The following is a 25965-nucleotide window of genomic DNA, read 5'->3' as shown; positions in this document are numbered from 1 at the left end:
TACAATGAACGCACCTGCAAAATTCGACGGCCTTGAAGTGGGCTATGACATCCCCGCCCTGCCCGGCATGGCCGAGGCCGACATTCAGACTCCTGCGCTGGTCCTCGATTTGGATGCGTTGGAGCGCAACATCACCAAGATGGGAGAGCTGGCTGCAAAGATGGGCGTACGCCACCGGGTTCACGGCAAGATGCACAAATCTGTCGACGTGGCGCTGCTGCAGGAAAAGCTGGGAAATTCTTGCGGTGTCTGCTGCCAAAAGGTGAGCGAGGCCGAGGTTTTTGCCCGCGGTGGCATCAAGGATGTGCTGGTGTCCAACCAGGTTCGTGACCCGGCCAAGATCGACCGCCTGGCGCGGCTGCCCAAACTGGGCGCGCGGACCCTTGTGTGTGTCGATGATCTGGCCAATGTTGCCGATCTCAGCGAGGCTGCGACGCGCCATGGCACCGAGATCGAATGCCTGGTGGAAATCGACTGCGGCGCGGGTCGCTGCGGTGTGACCACCACGCCCGAGGTTGTCGAGATCGCCCAGGCCATCAACGCAGCGTCGGGGCTGAAGTTTTCCGGCATCCAGGCCTACCAGGGCGCTATGCAGCACATGGACAGCTATGACGATCGCCGCGCCAAGATCGACATCGCCGTGGCCATGGTCCGCGACGCTGTGGACGCGCTCAAGGCGCTTGGGCTGGACTGCGATATCGTCGGCGGTGGCGGCACCGGCAGCTATTATTTTGAAGGCGCCTCGGGTGTCTACAACGAGCTTCAGTGCGGCTCTTACGCATTCATGGACGCCGACTATGGCCGCATCCTTGATAAGGACGGCAAGCGGATTGACGACGGCGAGTGGGAAAACGCGCTGTTCATCCTGACCTCGGTCATGAGCCACGCCAAAGCCGATCTGGCGGTCGTGGACGCGGGCTTGAAAGCACAGTCAGTGGACAGCGGGCTGCCCGTGGTCTTTGGCCGCGATGATGTAACCTATGCCAAATGCTCGGACGAACACGGCGTGATCTCGGACCCCCAAGCGGTGCTCAAGGTCAACGACAAGTTGCGGCTGGTGCCCGGTCACTGTGACCCCACCTGCAACGTGCACGATTGGTACGTGGGCGTGCGCGGCGGCAAGGTCGAGGTGGTCTGGCCGATCTCGGCGCGCGGCAAGGCGTTCTGATCCCCCCAAACACAACAACACAGGGGCGTGGCTTTATCCACTGCCCCGCATACACAAGGAGCGGCCCATGTGGATCGTACCTGAGGCAGCGATTGCCGATCTCATGACCGAAGAGGCCAGTTTTGCCGCCGTCGAGTCCGTCTTTGCCGCCATGTCGCGTGGGGATGCGGTAAACTTCCCTGTGATCCGCGAGGCCATTGGCCATGCGGACGCGCTCTATGGGTTCAAATCAGGGTTTGACCGGGCTGGCCTGAATCTGGGTCTGAAATCCGGCGGCTATTGGCCGGGCAACATGGACAAGGGGCTCACCAATCACCAGTCGTCGGTCTTTCTGTTTGACGCCGACACCGGCCAATGCCGCGCTGTGGTGGGGGGCAACCTGTTGACCGCTCTGCGTACGGCTGCGGCCAGCGCCGTATCGATCCGCCATCTGGCAAGGCCGGATGTCAAGGTTCTGGGCATGATCGGGGCCGGGCATCAGTCGGCCTTTCAGATGCGGGCAGCGGTAAAACAGCGAGACTTCGAAAAAGTGATCGGTTGGAACCTGCACCCCGAGATGCTGTCGCGCCTTGCCGACACGGCGTCAGAACTTGGCCTGCCGTTTGAGGCGGTCGATCTGGATCAGTTGGGTGCTCAAGCGGATGTCATCATCTCGATCACTTCCAGCTTTGACCCGATCCTGATGGACGCACAGGTGCGCCCGGGCACCCATATCGCCTGCATGGGCACCGACACCATTGGCAAACAAGAGGTCGAGCCTAGGCTTTTGGCGCGCGCGCAAGTCTTTACCGACGAGATCGCGCAATCGGTGATCTTGGGCGAGGCTCAGCACGCCGTCAAAGACGGGCTGATCACGGCGCAGGCGATCTCGGAGTTGGGCGCTGTCATCGACGGCACCCATCCCGGTCGCACCTCGGACGACGACATCACGCTCTTTGATGGCACGGGCGTCGGATTGCAGGACCTCGCCGTGGCCTCTGCCGCACTGGAACTTGCGATCCAACGTGGAACAGCCATTGAGGTCGATTTCTAGCCCTGCCATATCTTCGCCCATGAAACTGGCGATCAACGGATTCGGCCGCATCGGCCGCACGATCCTGCGACAGGTGCTTGCCCTGCCGCAGGATTCCGACGTCGAGGTGGTGCAGATCAATGACATCGCCCCGCTCGACACTTGCGCGTATCTGTTCAAATACGACAGTACATTCGGCCCCTATCCCGGCGCAGTCCTGGCGGGGGACGAGGCACTGGTGGTCGATGGCCGCACCATCCCGATCACTCACAGCCCTGACCTGACCCGCGTCGACTTGAGCGGCGTTGACGTGCTGCTGGATTGCACCGGGATCGCGCGCACGTCGGATGTGGCGGCGCGCGGTCTGACGGCGGGCGCGGGCAAGGTGCTGATCTCGGGGCCCTCACCGGCGGCCGAAGTGACCATCGTTCTGGGCGCGAACGAAGATGAACTGGGCAACGCCCGGATCGTGTCGAACGCGTCGTGTACGACCAACGGGCTGGCCCCGCTGGTCAAGGTGATCGACGACATCGCGGGCATTGAAACCGCGCATATGACGACGATCCACTGCTACACCAACAGCCAACCGCTGGTGGATGCCCCGCGCGGCGATCTGGCCCGATCGCGGGCGGCAGCGCTTTCAATGGTGCCCACAACTTCGTCAGCCACGCATCTGATCGACACGGTGCTGCCCCATCTCGCGGGCAAGATCAGCGGTGCAGCAGTACGGGTGCCAACGGCAAGCGTATCGGCGGTGGATCTGGTGGCGCAACTGTCGACAGATATGGACGAGGCAACGTTCCGGGATCAACTGCATCGGCAGGTTTTGACCTCTCCCGTCCTGGGATGGACCGATATGCCGCTGGTCTCGTCAGACCTGCGCAACAGACCCGAGTCGCTGATCATCGCCGAGCCGGAAACCCGCATGACCGGCGCACGGCAAGTGCGCGTCTTCGGTTGGTATGACAATGAATGGGGGTTCTCTGCGCGGATGCTTGATGTGGCAATGCGGATGGCCACCTAACTCTCAGTATCTCGAAACCGCGCCACGCCGCACCGAGCTTTAGCTTGGTGCGGCGTGGCGCCCGGCCCAACCGGTCGGCGGGCGCATCTTTGATGCGTCCCGACCGGGCGGGAGCTCCCGATTACTCTCCAGGCAAACTACCCGATCCGTGACCGGACATGCCGCCGGACACTTCCTCGGTTGCCTCATCCGCCAGTTCTTCGGGCAGGATCAGGTTCAGCACGATGGCGATCAACGCCGCTGGCAGGATACCCGAGGCCGCTAGAATGCGCAGCGTGTCCGGCAAGTATTGCAACGCGTTCGGCGATCCCGGTTTCAGGTTCATCACCTCCAGCTGCAACCCAAACCCAATCGACAGGGCTATTGCAAAGATCACCATGTTGCGGCGGTTCCAGTTCACGTCCGACAGCATCGAAACACCGGCCGAGACAACCATCCCGAACATCACGATAACGCCGCCGCCCAGAACCTCGATGGGGATTGTGCGGATCAGCGCGCCCACCTTGGGGATAAGCCCGCAAACGATCAGGAAGATCGCGCCGATGGTCACCACATGACGGCTCATCACGCCTGTCATCGCGATCAGGCCCACATTCTGGCTGAACGATGTGTTGGGGAAACCGCCAAACAGACCTGCGATCGCCGAACCGATACCGTCGGCAAAGGTCGCGCCCTGGATCTCCTTATCGGTCGCCTCACGCCCTGCGCCCCCTTTGGTGATGCCGCTCACGTCACCCACGGTTTCGACCGCGCTGACAAACGACATCAGACAGAAGCCGATGACCGCCGCCAGGCTAAAATCGATCCCGTATTTGAACGGTATCGGCAGACCAAAGGCAGCAGCGCGGTTCCAGCTCTGGCTGATCCCTTCAAAACTCACCAGACCAAAGAACATCGAATAGATGTAGCCCGCGACGATCCCGATCAGCACCGCGGACACAGACAACATCCCGCGCGCAAAGAACTTCATCCCTAGCGTGACAAAGATCACCACCAGCGCCACAGACCAGTTTAATAGGCTGCCGTACTCCGGGTTGTTGAACGCCTTGGCAGGTACACCGCCAGCAGCATATTCGATACCCACGCGCACCAGGTACAGACCAATCATCGTCACGACGAGGCCGGTTACCAAAGGCGGCAGAGCAAATCGGATGCGGCCGATCACGGTCCCCAACAGCGTATGGAACAGCCCACCAATCAGAACGCCGCCAAAGAGCGCAGGCAGCGCCTCGACCCCTTTGCCCGCCACCAGCGGGATCATGATCGGGATAAAAGCGAAACTTGTGCCTTGCACGATGGGCAGTCGCGCGCCCACGGGACCCATGCCGATGGTCTGAAACAGCGTTGCGACGCCTGCAAAGAGCATCGACATCTGGATCAGATAGGTCATGTCAGGGAAACCCTGCGCTCCTGCGTCCGAGCCAAATCCAAAACCGGCCGCGCCCGAGATGATGATGGCGGGTGTGATGTTTGACACAAACATTGCCAGCACATGCTGAATGCCAAGCGGTACCGCCTTGTGCAGCGCCGGTGTGTAATTCGGATCGCGCAGCTGTGCCGCGGTTCCTATCGAAGTGTCGGCCATGATCTCACTGTCCTCCCTTGTGGGTCTCATGGGGGTCTTGCCGCTTCTTTGTCTGGCGGCTTCTGATTTGGTGGCCGCCCTTATCCGAGCCGTGCCACCACGAATGGGGTGTCGAACCAATGCTCTTCTAGATTGGCCCCTTCCCCGATGCGGTCGACGACCGCAAACAGTCCCGGCGCATGCAGCGGGGTCAAAACCCCGTGCCATGTGCCCCGGTGAAAATTGATCGCCTGCCCTGCTTTTGTCTCAAAGGCCAGCGGGCGCCCCGGCGTGCCGAGTTCATCCTTGGCGACGATCACCAGAAAGGGATGTTCCGTCATCGGGATGAACAGCTGGCTGCCTTCGGGGTGCCGTTCGACCAGTTCCAGCGTGTAAGGCAGCGACCGCGGGTTAGCATTGAACAGGCTCACCCCGGCGCGTCCTTCGATAAAGTCCAGCGAGGCCCGGTCGTGATAGCGCCCGCATTGTCCCTGGTTGATGATCTTGTCGGGCTCTCCCGCAACCTCGATCACCTCGCCAAAGGGTGCAAAGGCTTGGGCCGAGATCGGCTGAATGGCTATCTGCTGGCTCATGACGGCAGGATGTCCCGCAGGCGGAATTCGGCAATGCGTTCAACCTGTCGGCATGCCTCGGCAAACTCGGTGTCGCGATCATGGTCGATCCTGCGCTGGAACGCCTCAAGGATCGAGGTCTTGTTGTGATCGCGCACTGCAATGATGAAGGGAAAGCCAAACTTATCCACGTAAGTTTGATTTAGTTCAGTGAAGAATGCGCGCTCGTCATCCGTCAGCGCATCAAGCCCAGCCGAGGCCTGCTCGGACGTGCTTTCCGCTGTCAGCCGTTTGGCCTGCGCCAGCTTCCCAGCCAGATCCGGGTGCGCCGTCAGCACGCCCAGACGTTCTTCGTCGCTGGCCGAGCGGAACATCCGCGCCAGCGCGTTGTGCAGCCCGCCTGCCGTATCATGCGCCGGCCCCAACTCCAGATCATGGGCCCGCTCAGCGATCCAAGCCGAGTGTTCAAAGATGCCGCCATAAGTGTCGACAAACTCCGCGCGCGCCATCTGCGACGGGCGCGGATGTTTCACAGGCGGATGCGTGGCGGCCCAATGTTCGGCAATCTGCAGGCGGGTGGCAAACCACACGTCCTGATGCCCCTGCGCATAGTCCAGGAACCGTTTCAGCGCCACGACCCGCCCGGGACGCCCGATCAGACGGCAATGCAACCCGATCGACATCATCTTGGGCGCGCCCGCTTCGCCCTCAGCATAGAGCGCGTCAAAGCTGTCCTTGAGATAGGCAAAGAACTGATCGCCCGAGTTGAACCCCTGCGGCGTGGCAAAACGCATGTCGTTACAATCAAGCGTGTAAGGGATGATCAACTGATCACGCCCGTCAATCTCGGCCCAATAGGGCACATCGTCGTCATAAGTGTCCGAGATGTAGTCCATCCCTGCTTCCGCCGCCAAACGCACGGTGTTCATCGAACAGCGCCCTGTATACCAGCCGCGCGGTGGTTCCCCCACCACTTGGGTGTGCAGGCGGACGGCCTCGGCGATCTGCGCGCGCTCGTCTTCTTCGGGCATGTCCTTGTGCTCGACCCATTTCAGACCATGGCTGGCGATTTCCCAACCCGCCGACTTCATCGCCGCCACCTGATCAGGAGAGCGCGCCAAAGCCGAGGCCACGCCGTAAACGGTGACAGGCAGATCCTTCATCAACCGATGCAACCGCCAGAACCCGGCCCGAGCGCCGTATTCATAGATGGATTCCATGTTCCAATGCCGCTGCCCCGGCCACTGCGCCGCACCCACGATCTCGGACAGGAACGCCTCGGACGCTTCATCCCCGTGCAGCAGGCAGTTCTCGCCGCCCTCCTCATAGTTCAGGACGATCTGAACGGCGATCTTGGCCCCACCCGGCCACTGGGCCTTGGGGGGCGTTGCGCCATAGCCAATCATGTTTCGAGGGTAACGAGGGGCAGACATGGGGGAATTCCGGTGTTGTTTCTGAAGCGCTCAACCCTGAATAGCGCAGAAAGCCGGGATCGTTTATCAAATGCTGATTGATAGTGTTTCAGCATTTTCATCGCCCACAAAAAGGTTTTCCCAGCTAACCTTCAAAGAAACCCGAATACACTGTCACAGGTGCGACGTTTGCATTGCCTTTGCGGCTGCGGCACACCCAAAGGCAGAACAATGGAGACACAGCAATGAGCGGCTACTTGACAACACATGTCCTGGATACAGCCAAGGGCTGCCCTGCGGCCGGATTGAAGATCACCCTATTCCGGATTGACGGAGAGGCGCGACAGGAGCTTGCACAGATGGTCACCAACGACGATGGCCGCACGGACAGCCCGATCCTGCCAACGGCAACCTTTGAGACCGGAACCTATGAGCTGATCTTTCATGCGGGCGATTACCTGCGCGCGAGCGGACAAGCCGCGGAAGAGCCCTTGTTCCTCGATCAAGTGCCAATCCGTTTTGGGATGTCTGATGGAGACGCGCACTATCACGTGCCGCTGCTGCTTTCGCCATTCGGCTTCTCGACCTATCGCGGCAGTTGACGCCAAAAGCCCCGGGGGCGCTCCCGCCTGTCGGCAATTTTTCTTGGCAGAAAAACCTCCTCCCGTTGGGCCCGGCCTCGCTGCGCTCGGCGGTCGCGCTTGTGGCGAGCCTGTTGCCCCAAGCGGGACCGCGCCGAGCCGAAGGCGAGGCGCCCGGCCCAACGGAGCAAGGGCCCGTCAGGGCATGATGCGAGGGCGGGAGCGCCCCCGTCTCTCTAGATCGCTTTGGCCTCGGCCGAGCGCACCGCCTTGCCAACGCGTTCGGTCATGAAATCCATGAACAGTCGTGTCTTGGGGTCCTGGTGGCGACGATGTGTGTAAAGGCACGCCATCTGCACCGGTGTTGGTGGCGTTTCCTCGCCAACACGAACCAACCGGCCCGACACCAGGTGATCGGCCACTTCGAACACCGGTTTCATCGCGATCCCCTCGCCCGCCAAGGCCCAATCAATCAGCACATCGCCGTCATCGCATTCATAGCGGCCCGACACCGCGAACCGCTTTGGCCCTTCGGGCGTTTCCAGCAGCCATTGGAATTCTGTCGCCCCGGGGAAGCGCAGATTCAGACACTCATGCCCGTCAGACAACAGGTCCTCGCCGGACACTGGATGACCACGTCGTTCGACATACTCGGGCGCGGCACACAGCACCCTTTGGCAATCCGCAATCTTGCGAATTCGTAGATTGCTGTCTTCAGGTTGGCCCAGGAAGAACGCAAGATCCAAACCTTCGGTCGTCAGATCAACAGATCGATCCGTCAAGCGCAGGCGCACGTCAATCTCAGGATAACCTTGCAGAAACTCAGGAACCTCAGGTGCCAACAGCCTGCGCCCCACCCCCAATGGTGCGGCTACAAAGAGCGAACCCCGCGGATTGTCCGTCAGGTTCATCACCGTTGCTTCGGCCGCCTCGACGCTGTCGAGCACCGTCACGGCTCCGGAATAGAACGCCTTGCCATGTTCCGTCGGTGTCAGGTTTCGCGTCGTCCGCTGGAACAGCCGAACGTTCAGGTGATCCTCGAGCTGCGAGATGCGCGCCGAGGTGACCGCAGGCGAAATGCGCAGGTCGCGCCCCGCAGCTGACATGCTGCCCAGCTCATAGACCCGGACGAACGTGCGAATGTTGTCGAGATAGGACATTTTCTCAGATTTTTTGATACAGCTTGATACTATATGGGAATACCGAATAAACGCCGCTTTGCCTAGTCTGTCTGAAAAAGACCGGAGTGACCCTTCATGTATGATTTTGCTGCCTTCTGGGACTGGGCCGCCTTTGCGGTGCGCTGGCTGCACGTGATCACGGCGATGGCCTGGATTGGCTCGTCCTTCTACTTCATCGCGCTGGACTTGGGCCTGCGCAAAGCGCCTGACCTGCCGCCCGGCGCCCATGGTGAGGAATGGCAGGTGCATGGTGGCGGGTTTTATCACATCCGCAAATACCTGGTGGCCCCCGAGCAGATGCCCGAGCATCTGACCTGGTTCAAATGGGAAAGCTACACGACGTGGCTGAGCGGCGCGGCGCTTTTGATGATCGTTTATTGGGTTGGCGGTGAGCTTTACCTGATCGACGCCAACAAGGCGGATCTGGCCCTGTGGCAGGGCATCGCGATCTCGGCTGCGTCGCTGACCATCGGTTGGCTGATCTACGATTTCCTCTGCAAATCCGGTCTGGGAGAGCGCCCCACCCTGTTGATGGTCCTGCTGTTTGTCCTGCTGGTGATCATGGGTTGGGGGTACAATCAGATCTTCACCGGCCGCGCGATGATGCTGCATCTGGGGGCCTTTACGGCGACCATCATGACGGCCAACGTGTTCTTCATCATCATGCCGAACCAGCGCATCGTGGTGGATGACCTGAAAAACGGCCGAACGCCCGATCCGAAGTACGGTAAGATCGCCAAGCTGCGCTCGACCCACAACAACTATCTGACGCTGCCGGTCGTATTCCTGATGCTCAGCAACCACTATCCGCTGGCTTTTGCGACCGAATACAATTGGATCATCGCCAGCCTGGTGTTCCTGATGGGCGTGACGATCCGGCACTATTTCAACTCGATGCACGCTGGGACGGGAAAGCCAAACTGGACCTGGATGGTGACGGCGCTTCTGTTCATCGCCATCATCTGGCTGTCGACCGCCCCGATGCATCAAACACTCGAGGAGGCCGAAGCCAAACCCCTGACCCCCTACGAGCAGAAGTTCGCAGAGGCTGACGGGTTTGAAGAGGCCCATGAAATCGTGCTGGGCCGCTGCTCGATGTGTCATGCCCGCGAGCCGTTCTGGGACGGCATCTTGTGGGCGCCAAAGGGTGTACTGCTGGAAACCCAGGCTGACGTCGCCCGCAACGCGCAGGCGATCTATCTGCAGGCCGGTATCACCCATGCGATGCCGCCGGCAAACATCACCTACATGGAAGACGACGATCGCCTGGCCATCGTGAAATGGTTCAAGAGCGTCAACTGAAACCTGGCATTTTCGACATTCTCGGGAATTGGGCAAACCACAATCCATTGGGGATATGTCGCGCAATTTCCCCCTCCTAACCCTGCATCTTGTGTGCTATTCAAAAAGCTGAAGGCGACGTCGTAAAACCGGCGTGCCGATGCGAGTTCGGGCAGTCTGGAGCCACAGGGATGAGATCACGGGGCCGTTTCGGCGCTATTTTGCGCGGCATAACACTTGCGTGCGGGCTGAGCCTGCCCTCGGCGGCTTTGGCCTTGGAAACCGCTCTTGTCGCCCCCGGTGCCTCGGACGACCTGACCGAGCGCCTGACCACCAGTTCCCTTGCCCTCTCAGCCGAGCGTCACGGCCTGACCGAACCTCTCGAAGTGCTGTCTGCCGCGCTGTCGGATTACCGTACCCTTGTACAGGTCCTTTACGACGAAGGATTTTTCAGTCCCGTCATAAGCATCAAGCTGGACGGGCGCGAAGCAGCCAACATCGACCCGCTGCGCATCCCCAGTCAGATCAACAAGATCGACATCACCGTTCAAACCGGCCAGCAGTTCAAGTTTGGCCAGGCCAATGTCACGCCAATCACACCCGAAACCGAACTGCCCGAAGGGTATGCTCCGGGGCAAACGGCGACGACCGGTGCGATCCGCGACGCGGCCTCGGCGGGGATCGTGGGTTGGCGCGATGCAGGATACGCCAAGGCCAAGGTCGGCGATCAACGTATCACCGCCCGCCATCGCGATGCACAGCTTGATTCGGACATCGATCTGGTGCCCGGCCCCAAGTTGAAATTCGGCAAGATGCACATATCGGGAAGCACAGATGTGCGCCACGAAGCTTTGCGGCGGATTGCGGGCTTCCCTACTGGCGAGGTTTACAGCCCGGCCGACGTGCAACAAGTCGGCACACGCCTGCGCCGAACGGGCACGTTCAACTCGGTCACCCTGCGAGAACGCAAAGACCCCAACCCGGACGGCACATTGGATTTCGATGCCGAGTTCGAGGACCTGCCCAAGCGTCGCCTGACCTTTGGTGTCGAGGTATCATCCACCGCGGGTCTTGATCTGACTGCGACCTGGATGCACCGCAACGTGTTCAACAACGCCAACCGATTCCGGTTCGAGGCCAACATCCGCAACATCGGCGGGACCGAAGACATCGACGGGCGCATCGGGTTTCGTCTGGATCAGCCCGAGAAACTGGGTCCCGACGACAGCATTTTCTACATCGGCAATATCGAGCGCCGCAATCGGACACACTATAAGGTCACGAGTGCTCAATTGGGCGTGGGTGCCCGACGCACGTTTTCGGACGAGCTTTATGCAGAAGCCTGGCTGGGCTTCAATTACGCCTCATCTGACGATGCTTTTGGCACGGATCGCCGGTTCAGATATCTGATTATACCGGCACGGTCTGAATGGGACAAACGTGACAATGCCGTGAACCCGACCAAAGGCTTTTACCTGGATGCCCGATTTACCCCTTACGCAGGCCTAGGTGGAACTGAATCCGGTGCGCGGTTCTACGTCGATGGTCGTGGATACTGGGACATAACCTCCAACGGTGGTGTTATCCTGGCTGGGCGTTTGCAATTGGGCTCTGTGGTTGGCTCATCTCAGGCCGGAACATCGCCTGAACTTCTGTTCTATTCGGGGGGCGCTGGCACCGTTCGGGGCCAACCCTACGAGTCCCTTGGGACCCCGGTTGGCACGGGCATCGCAGGTGGTCGGGCATTCCTGGGCGCATCTGCCGAAATTCGCGGCCGCGTAACCGAGAAAATCTCGCTTGTTGGCTTTTATGACATCGGTCTGATCGATTCGAAATCCTTTGTGACCTCAGCCTCGACCCGGCATGCTGGTGCAGGCTTGGGTGTGCGTTATGATCTGGGTGGATTCGGCCCGCTGCGTCTGGATCTGGCCCTGCCGGTCGAAGGATCCACCGGCGATGGATTACAGTTCTATATTGGTATCGGGCAGGCATTCTGATGACACGTTTTCCCAACCAAATCCTTGTTCTGAGCACCTGCACTGCTTTGACTGTCGCAGCACCCGCCTGGGCGCAAGAGGACGAAGAATCCGGTGGTATCCTAGTCGATTTCCTCGAGGACACCCTTTCCGGCGAAGGTCGACAGATTCACGTGCGCGGCATCGAAGGCGCGCTTAGCGCCAAGGCCACCATCGAGCAGATCATTGTCTCGGACGACGATGGTCCCTGGTTGACGATCAACGACGCAGTGCTCGATTGGAACAGGCTGGCCCTGATCCGTGGGCGGTTCTCGGTCAACGAGCTGACCGCACGCGAGATCCGCGTGGACCGCGCTCCAGCGCCCACGGCCCAGGCTGAGCCCCTGCCCGACGCCGGGACACAACCATTTCAATTGCCCGAGCTTCCCGTCGCGATCGAGATTGGTGAGATCAGGGTCGATACCCTTGGACTTGGCGAGCCGTTGATCGGACTGGCGGCGGAGCTCAAGGTACAAGGGGCGATGACCCTGGCCGACGGGACACTGGACAGCGATCTGGCCATCACCCGGCTGGATCGGCCAGGCGACGCCATAGAACTCAAGGCTGGGTTCCAGAACGCAACCAGTCTGATCTCGCTGGATCTGCAAGTGATCGAAGATGCAGGCGGCTTGATCTCAACCGCACTTCAGATGCCCGGCCAGCCCCCCCTGTTGCTGACCGCCAAGGGCGAAGGGCCTGTCACCGATTTCACCGCCGACCTGTCGCTGGCCAGTGACGACGCAGAGCGCGTTGCCGGTCAGGTGCGTCTGCGCGGAGTGCCCTTTGGCGCAGATGAGGCGCAAAACAGCATCGCCTTCAGCGCCGATCTGGGGGGCGACGTGACGCCGTTCTTGGAAGAAGAGTTCGACACTTTCTTTGGCACCGACACACAGCTGCAAGTCGAAGGCATCAGTGATCCCGACGGGCATCTGGCCATCTCGCAGCTTGAGATTTCATCGGACGCGCTCAAGCTCAAGGGTGAGCTGGACATGGCAGCAGGCGGGATGCTGAACAAGGTGGCCCTACAAGGCCGCATCACACCACCAACCGGCGACCGTGTGGTGTTGCCGGTCGCTGATCCGCGGATAACGCTCGAAGCAGCGCAGTTTTCTGCACTGTTGAACCGCGAACTGGGCAACCATTGGGATCTCAGCCTGACCGCAGACGCTCTGGAAACTCCGGACGTTGTTGTCAGACAGGCCCGCATCACCGGACAAGGCACTCTGGATCAGGGCGAGACGATGGACCTGCGCGGGGATGTTCAGGCGCTGTTGAACGATCTGCGGTTTAGCGATCCGGCACTCAACCAGGCGGTTGGCAATGCGGTCACGCTGGACGGGTTCTTTGACCTGGTGAGCGGCAACAACCTGAACCTCAGCGACGTGGTCATAAGCGGCTCGGACTATACCGCCACCGCAAACGCTGAAATCAGCGGGCTGCAAAGCGGGTTCGAGGTGGACGGTACCGTGAACCTCAAAGCCAGCGATCTGTCGCGGTTTTCAGGTGTGGCGCAGCGCGATCTGGCTGGACAGGTCACAGCCGACTTGACCGGCAAAGGCGCCCCTTTGGGAGGCAGTTTCGACTTTCAGCTTGATGTCGAGGGGGACGGGTTGAAAACCGGCATGGCCGAGATTGACCCCATCATTGCAGGGCGAACCACCATTGCGCTTGACGCCGTTCGCGATCAGCAAGGGCTTGAGGTGCGCAATCTGACAGTCCAAGGGCAAACCCTGCGTGCTGAAGCCGCCGCAACCCTGACCGGCTCTGATGGAGCCTTTGCGCTGGATGGCTCAGCCAAAGTTGACGCGCAGGATTTGTCGGTCTTCTCCGGCCTCGCAGGGCGCGAATTGGCAGGCGCAGTTCAGGCCGATGTCACCGGCACAGGCGACATGGCCAGCCAGCATTTCGACATCAAGTTGAACGCCAAGGCGCAGGATTTGAGCAGTGGCATGGCCGAGATTGATCCGCTGATCGCCGGGCGCACGACCATCGTGCTGGACGCAAAACGGGATGATACGGGCCTGGATCTGCGCCAGTTTTCGTTGAACGGCAAAGCCGTCAGCGCCGAGGCGGTCGCCAAGCTGACCGGCACCGAAGGGGCTTATGCGCTCAGTGGCAATGCCACCGTTGATGCGCCCGATCTGTCGCTGTTTTCGGGCCTCGCCGGGCAGGACCTGACCGGACATCTGCAAGCCAAGGCCGCAGGTTCCGGTGATCTGGCCAATCGCCATTTCGATGTGCAACTGGACGCAACCGCCCGCGATGTCACCAGTGGCATCCCGCAGGTGGACGCGTTGATCCAAGGCCGCACAACATTGGCCGTGGATGCTGCCAACAATGACCAAGGCTTGAACATCCGCGCTTTTGATCTGACGGGCTCGGCCATCAGCGCCGAAGCGAGCGGCAATCTGCAAGACGCGGCCGGAACAATCCAATTCAAGGCCGCGCTGGACGAGCTCAAACGGGTGATCCCCACCTTGTCCGGCCCCCTGACTCTGACCGGGGATGTCAAACCCAAAGGCAATGGCTTGACCGGCAACGTCGAGATTGACGGACCGGAATCCTCGACCGTGGCATTAGATGGCTACGTCGAAACCGACGGCACGGCCGACCTGAACTTTGACGCCAATTTGCAGCGGCTCGAGCGGCTGGTGCCCGAGCTGGTCGGCGCACTGACCGCCAAGGGCAACGCCAAACGCAATAATGGTGTTTGGCAGATCGATGCGGACGCCAGTGGCCCCGCAGGCCTGACCAGCAAGGTAGCAGGCAGCTTTGACGAAAGCTCGGGCCAGGCGGATGTCGCCGCCACAGGCACCATCGGTCTGAGCATCGCAAACCTCTTTATCTCGCCCAATTCCATCGACGGCGCAGCTCAGTACGACCTGACCCTGAAAGGCGCCCCAAGCGTCGAGGCGATCAGCGGCACGATCACCACGTCCGGCACCACCGTTGCAATCCCTTCGGCAGGTCAAACGCTGACCAACATTGGCGGGCGCATCGCCTTGGCAAACGGCAGCGCCACCATCGGGATCACTGGTGGATTGCGGGCGGGTGGGACGTTCAACGTCAGCGGCCCTGTCGAATTGACCCCACCATTCAACGGGCGCATCGCGGTCAGCCTCAACGAGTTGATCCTGACCGACAACGTGTTCTTCGAATCCTCCGCTAACGGGCAGATCACCATGTCCGGTCCCTTGGCGGGCAACAGCTCCATCGTCGGCCAAATCACCTTTGGTGAAACCAACATCAACCTGGCAGCCGCATCAGGCGCAGTTGGTGCGGCCCCGATCCCTGACATTCGTCACGTAGGTGAAGCCGGAGCCGAGTTCACGACGCGCAAACGCGCCAAGCTGGTGCAAACCGCAAGCGGCAGTTCAGGACCGGTCATTTCACTGGATGTCAGCCTTCTGGCCCCGAACAAAGTCTTCGCGCGTGGTCGCGGCTTGCAGGCAGAACTGGGCGGCCGCATCCATGTAGGAGGCACAACAACAGCCATTGCGCCATCAGGTCAGATTGAATTGATCCGAGGCAACTTCGACATCCTGGGCCGCCGTCTGAAACTGACCAAGGGCCTTGTAACCCTGCAAGGTAACCTGACGCCCTATCTGGAGTTTGCCTCAACCACGACGACGTCGGATGGTGCAGCGACCCTTGAGATTTCCGGCCCCTTGGATGGCCCCGAAATCAAAGTCTATGCAGATCCCGAACGCCCCAGCGAAGAAGCTCTGGCAATGCTTCTCTTTGGCAATCGTTTCTCTGAACTGTCGCCTATTGTCATCGCGCAGATGGCGGCGTCCCTTGCACAACTCAGCGGGGCCGGAGGGGATTCGACCAAAGGCATCCGAGAGGCCACCGGCGCCGACACCATCGACGTCGGCACAGACGACAGCGGAGCCGGGCAATTTGGCGCTGGAGCCTATCTGGCAGATGGGCTGTATACGGACTTCACCGTAAACACCAAAGGCGAGACCGAGTTGAACCTGAACTTGGATGTGACCGACAACTTCACTTTGAAGGGAACGGTAGACAATCAGGGCGAAACATCTGTGGGCGTGTTCTTTGAGCGTGATTACTGACGTGTGACTGACAGGCAGTTGACCTCTGCCTGCGCCCGTGTCCTGATCCGGATCACGCAATTCGGAGACGACACATGACATTCACCACCCGCCCCGAAATCGCGGGCACTTTTGGTGTTGCGACCTCGACCCACTGGATCGCTTCGGCTGTTGGCATGCGGCTTCTGGAACGGGGCGGCAATGCCTTTGATGCGGCAGCGGCAATGGGGTTTGTCCTGCATGTGGTCGAGCCGCACCTGAACGGCCCTCTCGGCGACATGCCGATGCTGATCAAACCTGCAGGCCAAACCAACCCGACGATGGTCTGCGGTCAGGGCGTGGCCCCCGCAGGTGCCACAATCGAGCATTTCAAGGATCAGGGGCTGGAGATGATCCCCGGATCCGGTCTTTTGGCGACGGTGGTGCCAGGCGCCTTTGACGCCTGGATGATCACATTGCGCGATCACGGCTCCCTGCCTTTGCGCGACATCCTGGAACCAGCCATCCACTATGCCCGGTATGGCCACCCCCTGCTGCCGCGGGTCGCAAACACCATCGCCGGTCTGGCCGATTTCTTTGCCCAAGAGTGGCCCACGTCCCACGCCACCTGGGTGCCCGGTGGCTCTGCGCCTCAGGCCGGTGCCCTGTTCTGCAACCCGCAATTGGCGGACACGTGGGAGCGGCTGCTGACCGAAGCCGAAGCAGTCGAAGGCCGCTTGGCCCAGATCGAAGCAGCCCGGCAGGCCTTTTATTCCGGTTTCATAGCCGAGGCCATCGACAGCTTTGTCGACCAAGCTTACCTGATGGACGCCAGCGGTACGCCGCACAAGGGCGTGCTGACCGGTCAGGACATGGCCAAGTGGCAAGCCAGTTATGAGGCGCCCCTAGAGGTGGATTACCACGGCTGGACGGTATGGAAGGGCGGGGCATGGACCCAAGGACCGACACTGTTGCAATCTCTCAAATTGCTGCAAGAGGTGCCGCTGGATCAAATGGACCTGAACGGAGCGGAGTTTGTCCACCAGGTGAGTGAAGCCATGAAACTCGCCTTTGCCGACCGCGAGGCCTATTACGGCGATCCGACCTTCACGCACATCCCGATGGATCAACTGCTGTCGGACGGCTACGCAGCTGAACGGCGCACTCTAATCGGCGCCACGGCCTCGACCGAGCAGCGCCCCGGGCGTCTGCCGGGGCATGACGCCTGGGTCGAGGCGATGCTGGCCCATGCCAACCTGTCATATGAGCCGGGGCACGCCATTGGCGCAGGCGAGCCGACAATGTCTCATCTGACCGAAAAGCGCGGGGACACGGTGCATCTGGACGTGATCGACCGCTGGGGCAATATGGTGTCGGCCACGCCTTCGGGTGGGTGGCTGCAATCCTCTCCGGTGGTGCCGGGGTTGGGAATGCCGCTGAACTCAAGAGCTCAGATGTTTTGGCTTGAAGATGGCCTACCAACCTCGCTGGCTCCGGGGCGTCGGCCCCGCACGACGCTTTCGCCTTCAATGGCGCGCAGGCCGGACGGAACCGAGCTTGCCTTTGGCACGCCTGGGGGCGATCAGCAGGATCAGTGGCAACTCATCTATCTGTTGCGCCTGGTCCATGGCGAGCTGAACCTGCAAGAAGGGATCGATGCACCGCTGTTCCACACCGGGCATTTCCAAAGTTCATTCTACCCGCGCGAAGTGCGCCCCGGCCATCTGATGGTCGAACCCGGCTTTGGGACAGAGATCATGGAAACCCTGCGCGCCAAAGGGCATGCGATCGAGGTGGCCGAGCCCTGGACCGTGGGCCGGTTGACGGCTGCCAGCCGAGCACCGGATGGCATGTTGCGTGCTGCGGCCACGCCGCGACTGATGCAGGCCTACGCGGTGGGTCGATAACCTGCTGCGCGGCCTGTCGGCCTTGCGTCCTGCGGACGGCACGAAGAAGGGGCGGGCCAGGCTCATGCGGGCTTTGCCCGCATGAGCCTGGCCCAACGGGAGGAGATGTCCCGCAAGGGGCATTGACGACGGGCGGGAGCGCTTCGAGTCTGGGGGGTGCCTACCGTAGCTAGGACTGACCCGCTGCATAGATCTGATCGATGATCTCTTGCACCTGACGGGACAGCGACAAGGGCACCACACCCGTTCCGTTCCCGGCACAGGCGCGGGCAAATGCCTCCACTTGCAACTCGTACTGACAGGCTCCGGTGAACCGAAACATCTGCTGCCGGGTGTTGAGCTGATCGTACAAAACCACTTCGGCCGCGCCATACGCACCCGCATTGAACGGTGCACGCACGTCGATCCAGCCAAATTCTCCCAGAAACCGCATTGATTGATGCAAAGCCATTTGGGTCGAAACGTGAAAGCTCAGGTTGAACTCCGCGAATCTGACAACCGCCTGTGCATAGATGTCCGTCTTGAACTCCGGCGAGTATTCGACTTGCGCCTCGACACCCAGGGGTTCGGCGCCTGTGCTCATCAATGTCGTGATAATCGGGTAGACGCCAATGTCGGGCAAGGCTCCGCCCCCGGCTTCCAACTGATTGCGGGTGTTGGCTGGATCAACGTTGTGAAACGAAAACCCGCCTGTCACCTGCCTTAACCGCCCAATTGCACCGTCCTCTATCAACTCGCGAACCTTGTGCCACTGAGGATGATACCAGACCATATAGGCCTCGGAGATCAGAACATTGTTGTCTCGCCCCGCCGCAGCGATCCGGTCAATGTCCGGGGCCTTCAACGCAATCGGTTTTTCGCACAGCACATGCTTGCCGGCCTCAGCCGCGCGAATGGCCCATTCCGTGTGATGTGACGTGGGAAGTGGGATATAGACGCCGTCGACATCCTGATCCGCCAGCAGCGCTTCATTGCTGTCATACCAGCGCGCAGCACCGAACCGGCCGGCAAACAGTTGGGCTTTGCCTGCATTCCGACTTGAAATGGCATGCAACACACCTGTCTCTGAGCGAAGGATCGCAGGCAAGACTTGTTCGCGTGCAATCTTGGCCGTTGAAAGGCATCCCCAACGAAACAACCTGCTCATCCTTTATCTCCCGCCCAAGTACCGGGCTGCGCCCGTCAAGGCGGCCTGATCATCGGAAATCATATGAACCGGGATCTGAGCCATTTGCTCGTAAAACGCTCCCTCCTGCAGGAAAGCCGCTGCAAAGTCGTGTCGCGCATTCGACCCAAGCAAGCCGCGGGCCGCTCCGCCGGCAAAGTAGATGCCCCCCATCGGAAGGTACTGGAACACCAATTCACGCGTGAAACAGCCCAAAACTCTTGCAAACAGACTGACGGTCTCCGTTGCGACATCACACCCATTCACCCCGGTTGCACTGATGATGGACGGGCCATCCATATCCGTATCCGTCATCGCTTTGTGCAATCGAGACAACCCACGCCCTGACAAGATCGCCTCGTTGGTTGGGAACATCTCGGCACGTCGCCCCAAAGATGCAACCAAGACAGCTTGCACATTGGAAGGTAGGCTTGCATGGCCCAATTCGGCCGCCATCACCACGCCGTCCCGCAACAAGCAAACGTTAAAGCCTGTGCCCACCCCGACCACCAACTGCTGGGTATTGATCTGTTGTCCAGAGCCGGCCAACAGAGTGGCAATTTGCTGTTCGGCCAGATCCGGCAAGGCGTGACCAAGTGCAGCCAGATCGTTAAGCAAATGCACTTTGCCGGTCCCCGGAAGCAGCGCGGCCAACCGTCCGCTGTCAAAGCGCCAATTCCTGTTTGTCAAACTGGCCCGGTCCGACGTCACAGGACCGGCCACCGCGATCACCGCGCCAGAAAAAGAGACGTCTTCCAGCTGTGACACATATTCTGTGAGCACTGCGTCGAACGATGGGTAGACGTCATTTTCGTACCGGCTGATCCGCGTCACAGCACCACCATCGGCCAGACCGATGCGCGTGTTTGTGCCGCCCACATCTGCCACAAGAACAGTCATGCTTGGCCTCTCATTCCGCCTCGCTGGAACCGGGGGTCTTACCCAGAATGATCATACCCAAAAGGTCGTCATCGGTGACATCATCCACATCGACGGTGCCAACCAGTTTTCCATTCTTCATCACACTGGCTCGGTCGCACAGATCCATCACATCGTGGATATCATGGCTGATCAGAAAGATGCCGATGCCTTCCGCTTTCAGCTGCTGAATCAACTCGGAAACCATCTGAGTTTCATGCGGGCCCAGAGCAGCAGTTGGTTCATCCATGATCAGGATGCGCGCATCGAAATAGACTGCACGCGCGATCGCCACCGATTGGCGCTGCCCGCCCGAAAGCGCCGAAACGGGTTCCGCGAACTTTTTGAAGTTCGGGTTGAGCCGCCCCATGATCTTGCGACATTCGGATTCCATCGCGTCATCGTCGACCAACCCGAGAGAGGTGACCAGTTCACGCCCCAGAAACAGGTTGCTGGCGGCATCCAGATTGTCGGCCAGCGCCAGCGTCTGATAGATCGTCTCGATCTTGTGAGCGCGGGCATCGCGGGGGTTGTTGATCTCAACCTTTTCACCATTGATCAGGATCTCGCCGCTGTCGCCTTGATACGCGCCCGACAGGATTTTGATCAGCGTGGATTTGCCCGCACCGTTGTGACCCAAGAGGCCCACGACCTCGCCCGGATAGAGGTCGACGCTGACGTGATCGACGGCATGGACACCGCCGAATGAGATGCAGATGTCGCGCATTTCGACCAGCGGAGTCTGATCGCGGTTGATGTCGGATTTGGCCATCAGCTCTCTCCCGTCTTCTTGCGATAGATGATGTCGATCAGAACAGCCAGCACCAGGACCGCGCCCACGACGATGTTCTGCAGCGGCGCATCGACGCCAACCATCGCCATACCTGATTGCAGCGACTGCATGATCAGCGCCCCCAGGATGGCGCCGTGAATGGTGCCCAAGCCACCGGCCAGCGCCGTACCGCCGATAACGGCTGCCGCGATCACGCGCAACTCGTCCAGCGTGCCGATGTCATTGGAGTGATTGGTCAGCCGGGCCGAGGCCACCACTGCGGAAACCGCGCACAATGCGCCCATCAGGGCAAATATCTTGACCGTCAGCCAGCGCGTGTTGATCCCCGACAGCTCTGCCGCGTCCGGGTTGCCCCCGGTGGCAAAGATATAGCGTCCCAGTCGGGTGCGCTTGGCAAGGATGGTCATTGCGATCGCGATGAAGATCAGCAGCAAAACCGAAATCGGGATGCCATAGGATTGTGTGAACCCCTCTGGCATGACCTCACCACGCGCTTCAAACATGCGCTGCAGCTTGCGGGTCGGCACCTCATATGCGTTCAGAATGGCAACAAAACCCAGGATGGCAGAGGTGATGATGGAGGCCAGAATGCCTTCGGCCCACATTGGTTTGACAGAAAAGCCATGCTTGATCTTGTTCCGGCGGCTGGCCCAAAGGCCGTAAAGGGCTCCCGCCACAGCCAGCAGGCCCAGAACCCAGGATCCGGTTGCACCCAAGGTTCCATTGATGCCACCGAACTTTTGAAAGGTCGGATCCAGCGGGCCGATGGTCTTGCCGCTGGTCAGATACCAACCCACATTGCGCCAGACCAAAAGCCCCCCAAGCGTCACGATAAAGGCCGGGATGGCCAGGTAACCGATCATCCAGCCGTGAAACGCGCCAATGAGCGTGCCGACCAGAAGGCCAACAGCGATCGAAATCCAGGGGATCAGCGGATGACCCAGGCCAAGCCCGAGAACGTTGGGCAGAAACTGTGTCTGCGTCATCGCCATCACGGCCGAGCATGTGGCCAGCAGCGCACCCACGCTCAAGTCGATGTGACGGGTGACGATGACAAACACCATTCCGGTTGCCATGATCGCAACGGATACGGTCTGGATCGTCAGGTTGAAGATATTTCGCGGTGTCAGAAACCGCCCGCCGGTGACCAAGTCAAACCCGATGCACAACACAGCAAACGCGCCGATCATGCCCAAAAGCCGCAAATCCAGTTCCAGCGTTTGTACGATGTTCTTCTTCGGAGCAGCTGGCGGGCGCGCGGGTGACAGTTCCGCTTCGGATTGGGTCATTAGAGATCCTGCCTTAATTTGCCATCTCCCAGGGCGAAAACCCCGGAAGACGGCCGTTTCTTTGGCTCAGCTCAATTGCACGGCGTCGGACCTGCGGTCACGCCCTGGCACAGTGCTTCTTTGGTGATCCAGCCTGCATCGACGACATCTGACAGGTTCTGCTTGGTCACGGGAAGCGGCGCCAGGAAGACGGCACTCATCTTGGTGCCCCCGGGCGAGGTCCAGTCATCTGCGCCACCAATGGCATTCATCTTGGTTCCTTCGGCCAGTGAAACAGCTATGCGCGCTGCTGCCTTGCCAAGTTCGCGGGCGTCTTTCCACACCGAAACCGTCTGTGTCCCCTTGGCCACGCGGTTCAAAGCGGCATGATCACCATCCTGACCTGAAACCGGAATACCCTCCATGCCTTGCGCGGTCAGTGCGGCCACGACCCCGCCGGCCGTGCCGTCGTTCGACGCCACAACCGCATCGACGCCGTTGTCTTGCGCAGTCAGGATCTGTTCCATGTTGCGCTGCGCATTGGCGGGCAGCCAACCATCGGTATAGGCCTCGGCCACGATGGTAATATCACCCTTGTCGATGGCATCTTGCAGCACCTCCTGCTGACCACCCCGCAGGAAATCTGCGTTGGGGTCAGTGGGCGAGCCCTTGATCATGACATAGCGCCCCTTGGGCATCGCCTCGAACACGGCGCGGGCCTGCATACGGCCGACTTCGACGTTGTCGAAAGTCAGATAAAAGGCACGCGGATCTTCGATCAGACGGTCATAGCCAATAACCGGGATCCCCTCGTCCGCTGCGGCCTGAACCGCCGGGCCGATGGCCTGAGCGTCCTGGGCCAAAATGATCAGCGCGGTTGCACCTTGCGCAATCAGGCTTTCCACGTCCGACAGTTGCTTGGCCGACGAGCTTTGCGCGTCTGCCGAGATATATTGAGCACCCTTGGCATCCAATTCCGCCTTGATCGCCGCCTCGTCGGTCTTCCAACGCTCTTCTTGGAAATTCGACCAACTGACGCCGATGACAATGTCGTCAGCCCAGGCTGCGGTGCTCATGATTGCGCCGGCGACGACGGCCGTCGCGGTTGCAAAGAATTTCATGTTGTCCTCCCAAACAAAATAGGCCCTGCGCTGTTGTGCTTGTTGTGCATGGCCTGTTCAACAATCGTGATGTATTTTAATTTGAAAATCAAATTAAATTGAATAGGCTGGGAAAAATCTTCGGTGGCTGGCACGATCAGACGAGGGGATCAGCGACAATTTTTGAACACACCGCTTCAACAAAACCCGGAAGGAGACGAACAAATAGCTGTTTTGCAAAGAAAATATGGCCGCCGCGTCCTATTGTCAGAGATCCGTAAAGCGGGCCGGATCCCCCGGATCGAACTGTCCGAAAAGACCGGCATCAGCCGTGCAACCGTGACGACGATCACGGCTGAGTTGCTTCAGCGCGGCTTGATTGAAGAGGTCACCCGTGAAGATGGCGGGACAGATTCCCGGAGAGGGCGGCCTCGGGTTGATCTAAAGATTCGCGGCTCGGCACATTTGGTGGCGGGTGTGAAAATCTCGCATTTGAAATTGTCCCTGGTGCTCATCGATTTCGAAGGGAGACAGCTGCACGGCATCGAAAACGATATGGATCAAAGCGTGCAATCGCCCGATGCCCTTGCCGCATTAATTGCGCAGACCGTCAGTGAATTGGCACAAGCTGCAGGCCATTCCTTGGAACAGGTCTCGGGTGTGGGCATCGGGATCGCCGGTGTCGTCGAAGCCAGCAACGGCTTTGTCTATTGGTCACCCTCTCTGAACGAGCGCAACGTCGAGTTCGGTAAACTGGCCAGTCAACACCTTGGCCTGCCCGCCTTTGTCGACAACGACGCCAATCTGGTGGCCTTTGCCGAATACAGCTTTGGCCTAGCCCGCGGGATGCCAGACTTTCTGGTGGTAACTATCGAAAGCGGCGTGGGTCTTGGCCTGATGATCGACGGCGAACTCTATCGCGGCACACGTGGATGCGGGGCCGAGTTTGGACACACCAAGGTCCATCTCAACGGGGCCCTGTGCCGCTGTGGCCAGCGTGGATGTCTTGAAGCCTATGTGGCCGATTACGCCCTGCTGCGCGAAGCCACGCTGACACCGGACGTGGACGTTTCAGCAGATCCCGCACAGCGGATCGAAACGCTTCTGACCGCGGCCCGCAACGACGATCCGACCGCACGCAGTGTCGTAGACCGGGCCGGGCAGTATTTTGCCATGGGGCTAGCCAATCTGGCCAACATCTTTGACCCGGCGTTGATTATTTTGGCTGGCGAACAGATGCAGTTCGACCACTTGTACGAGGAAGCGGTGATCGATGCGATGCGCAAGTCCATCATCCGGGTGGACCGCGACCCGCCCGAGGTGGTGGTGCACAAATGGGGTGATTTGATGTGGGCCAAAGGCGGGGCGGCCTATGCGCTTGATCGCGTCTCGGACCTTGCATTGGAAAAGATGAGCGACCATGCCGCGTGAGGTACTGTCCCTGCTCCTGCCCCTGATCGCGTCGACCGCGACCGCTGACATTACTTTCACACCGGTGAAGATGCCCGAACATCAATACACCGGGGGCTGGGAGCATTTTGTGGGGGGCGGGCTGGCCAGTTTCGACTGCAACGACGATCATCTGCCCGAACTGTTTGCCGCCGGCGGTCAGGCCCCTGCCCTGCTTTTGCGCAACACAAGCTCTGCTGGTGGCGCGATCCAGTTTGACGCAGACACGCCCGACAGTTTGCGCCAGACTGGCGTGATCGGTGCCTATCCACTGGACATCGATGCAGATGGCCAGATGGACTTGGTGCTGCTGCGGGTTGGCCAGAACAGGTTGCTCAAAGGCGGCCCCGATTGCAGCTTTGCTCCTTTTACCGAGCTGGATTTCCGCAGTGACGAGCGCTGGACCACCGCGTTTTCTGCCACATGGGAGATTGAGCAAAGCCTTCCGACGCTTGCCTTTGGCAACTATGTGGACCGCTCCGACCCGGACGGACCGTTTCGAGCTTGCGACATCAATCTTCTCTACCGTCCCGACGCGACACGTTACGCCCATCCCACCGTACTGGAACCAGGATACTGCCCCTTGTCCATGTTGTTCAGCGATTGGGGACGCACCGGACAAACCGACCTGCGGATCAGTAACGACCGGCACTATTATGTCGACGGTGGGGCCGAGCAGCTTTGGCGATTGTCGCCTGACTTGCGCCTTTATGATGAAAGCGATGGTTGGCAGGATCACAAGCTCTGGGGAATGGGGATCGCAGCGCGCGACTTGGATCACGACGGACAGCAAGAGGTTTTCCTGACCTCGATGGGCGATCAACGCTTGCAACGGCTGACAGGTCCCGGACCCCGGTTCGAGGATGTCCCCTACACTCTGGGCACCACCGCGCATCGTCCCTACAGCGGTGGTGACGGACGGCCCTCAACCGGTTGGCACGTGGCATTTGGCGACGTGCAGAATGATGGATTGGATGACGTTTTCATCTCCAAGGGCAATGTCGAACAAATGCCCGGCAGTGCCATGGATGACCCAAACAATTTGTTGATTCAAAATTCGGATGGCACATTCAGCGAAGCCGGAGACCTTGCAGGGCTGGACAGTCTGCACCGCGGGCGCGGCGCTGCAATGGTGGATTTGAACGCTGACGGCTTGTTGGACATCGCCGTTGTCAATCGCCGGGCACCGTTAGAGGTTTGGCAGAACACCAGCCAGAACACTGGCGCATGGCTGGCGCTTTCGATCACCCAACCCGGGCCAAATCGCAATGGCGTGGGCAGCTGGATCGAGGTTTCAACCGACCTTGCCTCTGGTTTCTGGATGGCACGCGAAATCACACGCGGGGGCGGACATGCTGGCGGCAGCGCCGGATTCGAACATTTTGGGTTGGGTAAGGCAAACACTGCCTTTGTCCGCGTGACTTGGCCGGACGGGACAATCAGTAATGTCATCGAAGTGATGCCCAACCAATCCCTAACATTCAACCGAGCGGGCAACGATCTCTTGGTCTCGAACTAGGC

Annotated in this window: 19 protein-coding genes; 10 read left to right on the top strand and 9 right to left on the bottom strand. The window is 60.0% G+C overall.

Features of this window, described 5'->3' with window-relative positions; genetic code table 11:
- Nucleotides 1-4: 4 nt before the first annotated feature.
- The 3 genes from bhcC (at nucleotide 5) to TRL7639_RS13990 (ending at nucleotide 3204) form a co-directional block, all read left to right on the top strand.
- Entirely contained in the window at nucleotides 5-1168 is a 1164-nt protein-coding gene (gene bhcC, locus TRL7639_RS14000) for a 3-hydroxy-D-aspartate aldolase BhcC (protein WP_085796494.1), read from the top strand.
- Between the two features lie 67 nt (nucleotides 1169-1235).
- Nucleotides 1236-2201: an iminosuccinate reductase BhcD gene (gene bhcD, locus TRL7639_RS13995; protein WP_085796493.1), complete on the top strand. Its 966-nt coding sequence runs from the start codon at nucleotides 1236-1238 to the stop codon at nucleotides 2199-2201.
- A 19-nt stretch (nucleotides 2202-2220) separates the two neighbouring features.
- Complete coding sequence (locus TRL7639_RS13990) at nucleotides 2221-3204, top strand: type I glyceraldehyde-3-phosphate dehydrogenase (RefSeq protein ID WP_085796492.1); 984 nt, start codon at nucleotides 2221-2223, stop codon at nucleotides 3202-3204.
- Between the two features lie 121 nt (nucleotides 3205-3325).
- Here TRL7639_RS13990 and TRL7639_RS13985 read toward each other — a convergent pair whose 3' ends face one another.
- The 3 genes from TRL7639_RS13985 to puuE form a co-directional block, all read right to left on the bottom strand.
- Complete coding sequence (locus TRL7639_RS13985) at nucleotides 3326-4789, bottom strand: uracil-xanthine permease family protein (protein ID WP_085796491.1); 1464 nt, start codon at nucleotides 4787-4789, stop codon at nucleotides 3326-3328.
- Nucleotides 4790-4869: 80 nt separating this feature from the next.
- On the bottom strand, nucleotides 4870-5361 hold the full coding sequence (locus TRL7639_RS13980; protein ID WP_085796490.1) for an ureidoglycolate lyase: 492 nt from the start codon (nucleotides 5359-5361) through the stop codon (nucleotides 4870-4872).
- On the bottom strand, nucleotides 5358-6773 hold the full coding sequence (puuE, locus tag TRL7639_RS13975; protein ID WP_085796489.1) for an allantoinase PuuE: 1416 nt from the start codon (nucleotides 6771-6773) through the stop codon (nucleotides 5358-5360). The genes TRL7639_RS13980 and puuE overlap by 4 nt, the downstream gene beginning before the upstream one ends.
- A gap of 224 nt (nucleotides 6774-6997) precedes the next feature.
- On the opposite strand from puuE, the gene uraH reads away from it, so the two are divergent.
- Nucleotides 6998-7354, top strand: a complete 357-nt coding sequence (gene uraH, locus TRL7639_RS13970; protein ID WP_085796488.1) for a hydroxyisourate hydrolase — start codon at nucleotides 6998-7000, stop codon at nucleotides 7352-7354.
- 215 nt (nucleotides 7355-7569) lie between these two features.
- Here uraH and TRL7639_RS13965 read toward each other — a convergent pair whose 3' ends face one another.
- The gene (locus TRL7639_RS13965; RefSeq protein WP_085796487.1) at nucleotides 7570-8493 is read right to left on the bottom strand and encodes a LysR family transcriptional regulator; all 924 of its coding nucleotides are present in this window, start codon (nucleotides 8491-8493) and stop codon (nucleotides 7570-7572) included.
- 96 nt (nucleotides 8494-8589) lie between these two features.
- On the opposite strand from TRL7639_RS13965, the gene TRL7639_RS13960 reads away from it, so the two are divergent.
- The 4 genes from TRL7639_RS13960 (at nucleotide 8590) to TRL7639_RS13945 (ending at nucleotide 17751) form a co-directional block, all read left to right on the top strand.
- Nucleotides 8590-9816 (top strand): urate hydroxylase PuuD, encoded by a 1227-nt coding sequence (locus TRL7639_RS13960; protein ID WP_085796486.1) that lies wholly within the window; start codon nucleotides 8590-8592, stop codon nucleotides 9814-9816.
- A gap of 170 nt (nucleotides 9817-9986) precedes the next feature.
- Nucleotides 9987-11792, top strand: a complete 1806-nt coding sequence (locus TRL7639_RS13955; protein ID WP_085796485.1) for an autotransporter assembly complex protein TamA — start codon at nucleotides 9987-9989, stop codon at nucleotides 11790-11792.
- Nucleotides 11792-15886: a translocation/assembly module TamB domain-containing protein gene (locus TRL7639_RS13950; RefSeq protein ID WP_085796484.1), complete on the top strand. Its 4095-nt coding sequence runs from the start codon at nucleotides 11792-11794 to the stop codon at nucleotides 15884-15886. The genes TRL7639_RS13955 and TRL7639_RS13950 overlap by 1 nt, the downstream gene beginning before the upstream one ends.
- A gap of 74 nt (nucleotides 15887-15960) precedes the next feature.
- Nucleotides 15961-17751 carry a gamma-glutamyltransferase family protein gene (locus TRL7639_RS13945; RefSeq protein WP_085796483.1) on the top strand — a complete coding sequence of 597 codons (1791 nt, stop codon included), beginning with the start codon at nucleotides 15961-15963 and terminating at the stop codon, nucleotides 17749-17751.
- Between the two features lie 169 nt (nucleotides 17752-17920).
- On the opposite strand, the gene TRL7639_RS13940 is transcribed toward TRL7639_RS13945, so the two are convergent.
- The 5 genes from TRL7639_RS13940 to xylF all read right to left on the bottom strand — a co-directional run bounded on the left by TRL7639_RS13940 (nucleotide 17921) and on the right by xylF (nucleotide 23016).
- On the bottom strand, nucleotides 17921-18898 hold the full coding sequence (locus TRL7639_RS13940; RefSeq protein WP_207559679.1) for a Gfo/Idh/MocA family protein: 978 nt from the start codon (nucleotides 18896-18898) through the stop codon (nucleotides 17921-17923).
- Between the two features lie 3 nt (nucleotides 18899-18901).
- A complete protein-coding gene (locus TRL7639_RS13935; RefSeq protein WP_085796482.1) occupies nucleotides 18902-19816 on the bottom strand; it encodes a glucokinase in 915 nt (304 codons plus the stop codon).
- Nucleotides 19817-19826: 10 nt separating this feature from the next.
- A complete protein-coding gene (locus TRL7639_RS13930) occupies nucleotides 19827-20606 on the bottom strand; it encodes an ATP-binding cassette domain-containing protein (protein ID WP_085796481.1) in 780 nt (259 codons plus the stop codon).
- A complete protein-coding gene (locus TRL7639_RS13925; protein WP_085796480.1) occupies nucleotides 20606-21916 on the bottom strand; it encodes a sugar ABC transporter permease in 1311 nt (436 codons plus the stop codon). Before TRL7639_RS13925 ends, TRL7639_RS13930 begins: the two co-directional genes overlap by 1 nt.
- 71 nt (nucleotides 21917-21987) lie before the next feature.
- Nucleotides 21988-23016 carry a D-xylose ABC transporter substrate-binding protein gene (xylF, locus tag TRL7639_RS13920; protein ID WP_085796479.1) on the bottom strand — a complete coding sequence of 343 codons (1029 nt, stop codon included), beginning with the start codon at nucleotides 23014-23016 and terminating at the stop codon, nucleotides 21988-21990.
- 243 nt (nucleotides 23017-23259) lie between these two features.
- On the opposite strand from xylF, the gene TRL7639_RS13915 reads away from it, so the two are divergent.
- On the top strand, nucleotides 23260-24426 hold the full coding sequence (locus tag TRL7639_RS13915; RefSeq protein WP_235820382.1) for an ROK family transcriptional regulator: 1167 nt from the start codon (nucleotides 23260-23262) through the stop codon (nucleotides 24424-24426).
- Nucleotides 24416-25963, top strand: a complete 1548-nt coding sequence (locus TRL7639_RS13910) for a CRTAC1 family protein (protein WP_085796478.1) — start codon at nucleotides 24416-24418, stop codon at nucleotides 25961-25963. Before TRL7639_RS13915 ends, TRL7639_RS13910 begins: the two co-directional genes overlap by 11 nt.
- The last annotated feature ends 2 nt before the right edge of the window (nucleotides 25964-25965 follow it).

This window comes from Falsiruegeria litorea R37 (assembly GCF_900172225.1).
Taxonomy (GTDB): domain Bacteria; phylum Pseudomonadota; class Alphaproteobacteria; order Rhodobacterales; family Rhodobacteraceae; genus Falsiruegeria; species Falsiruegeria litorea.
Note: the sequence above shows the minus strand (reverse complement) of the source record. Positions and strands in the feature narration are given on the sequence as shown.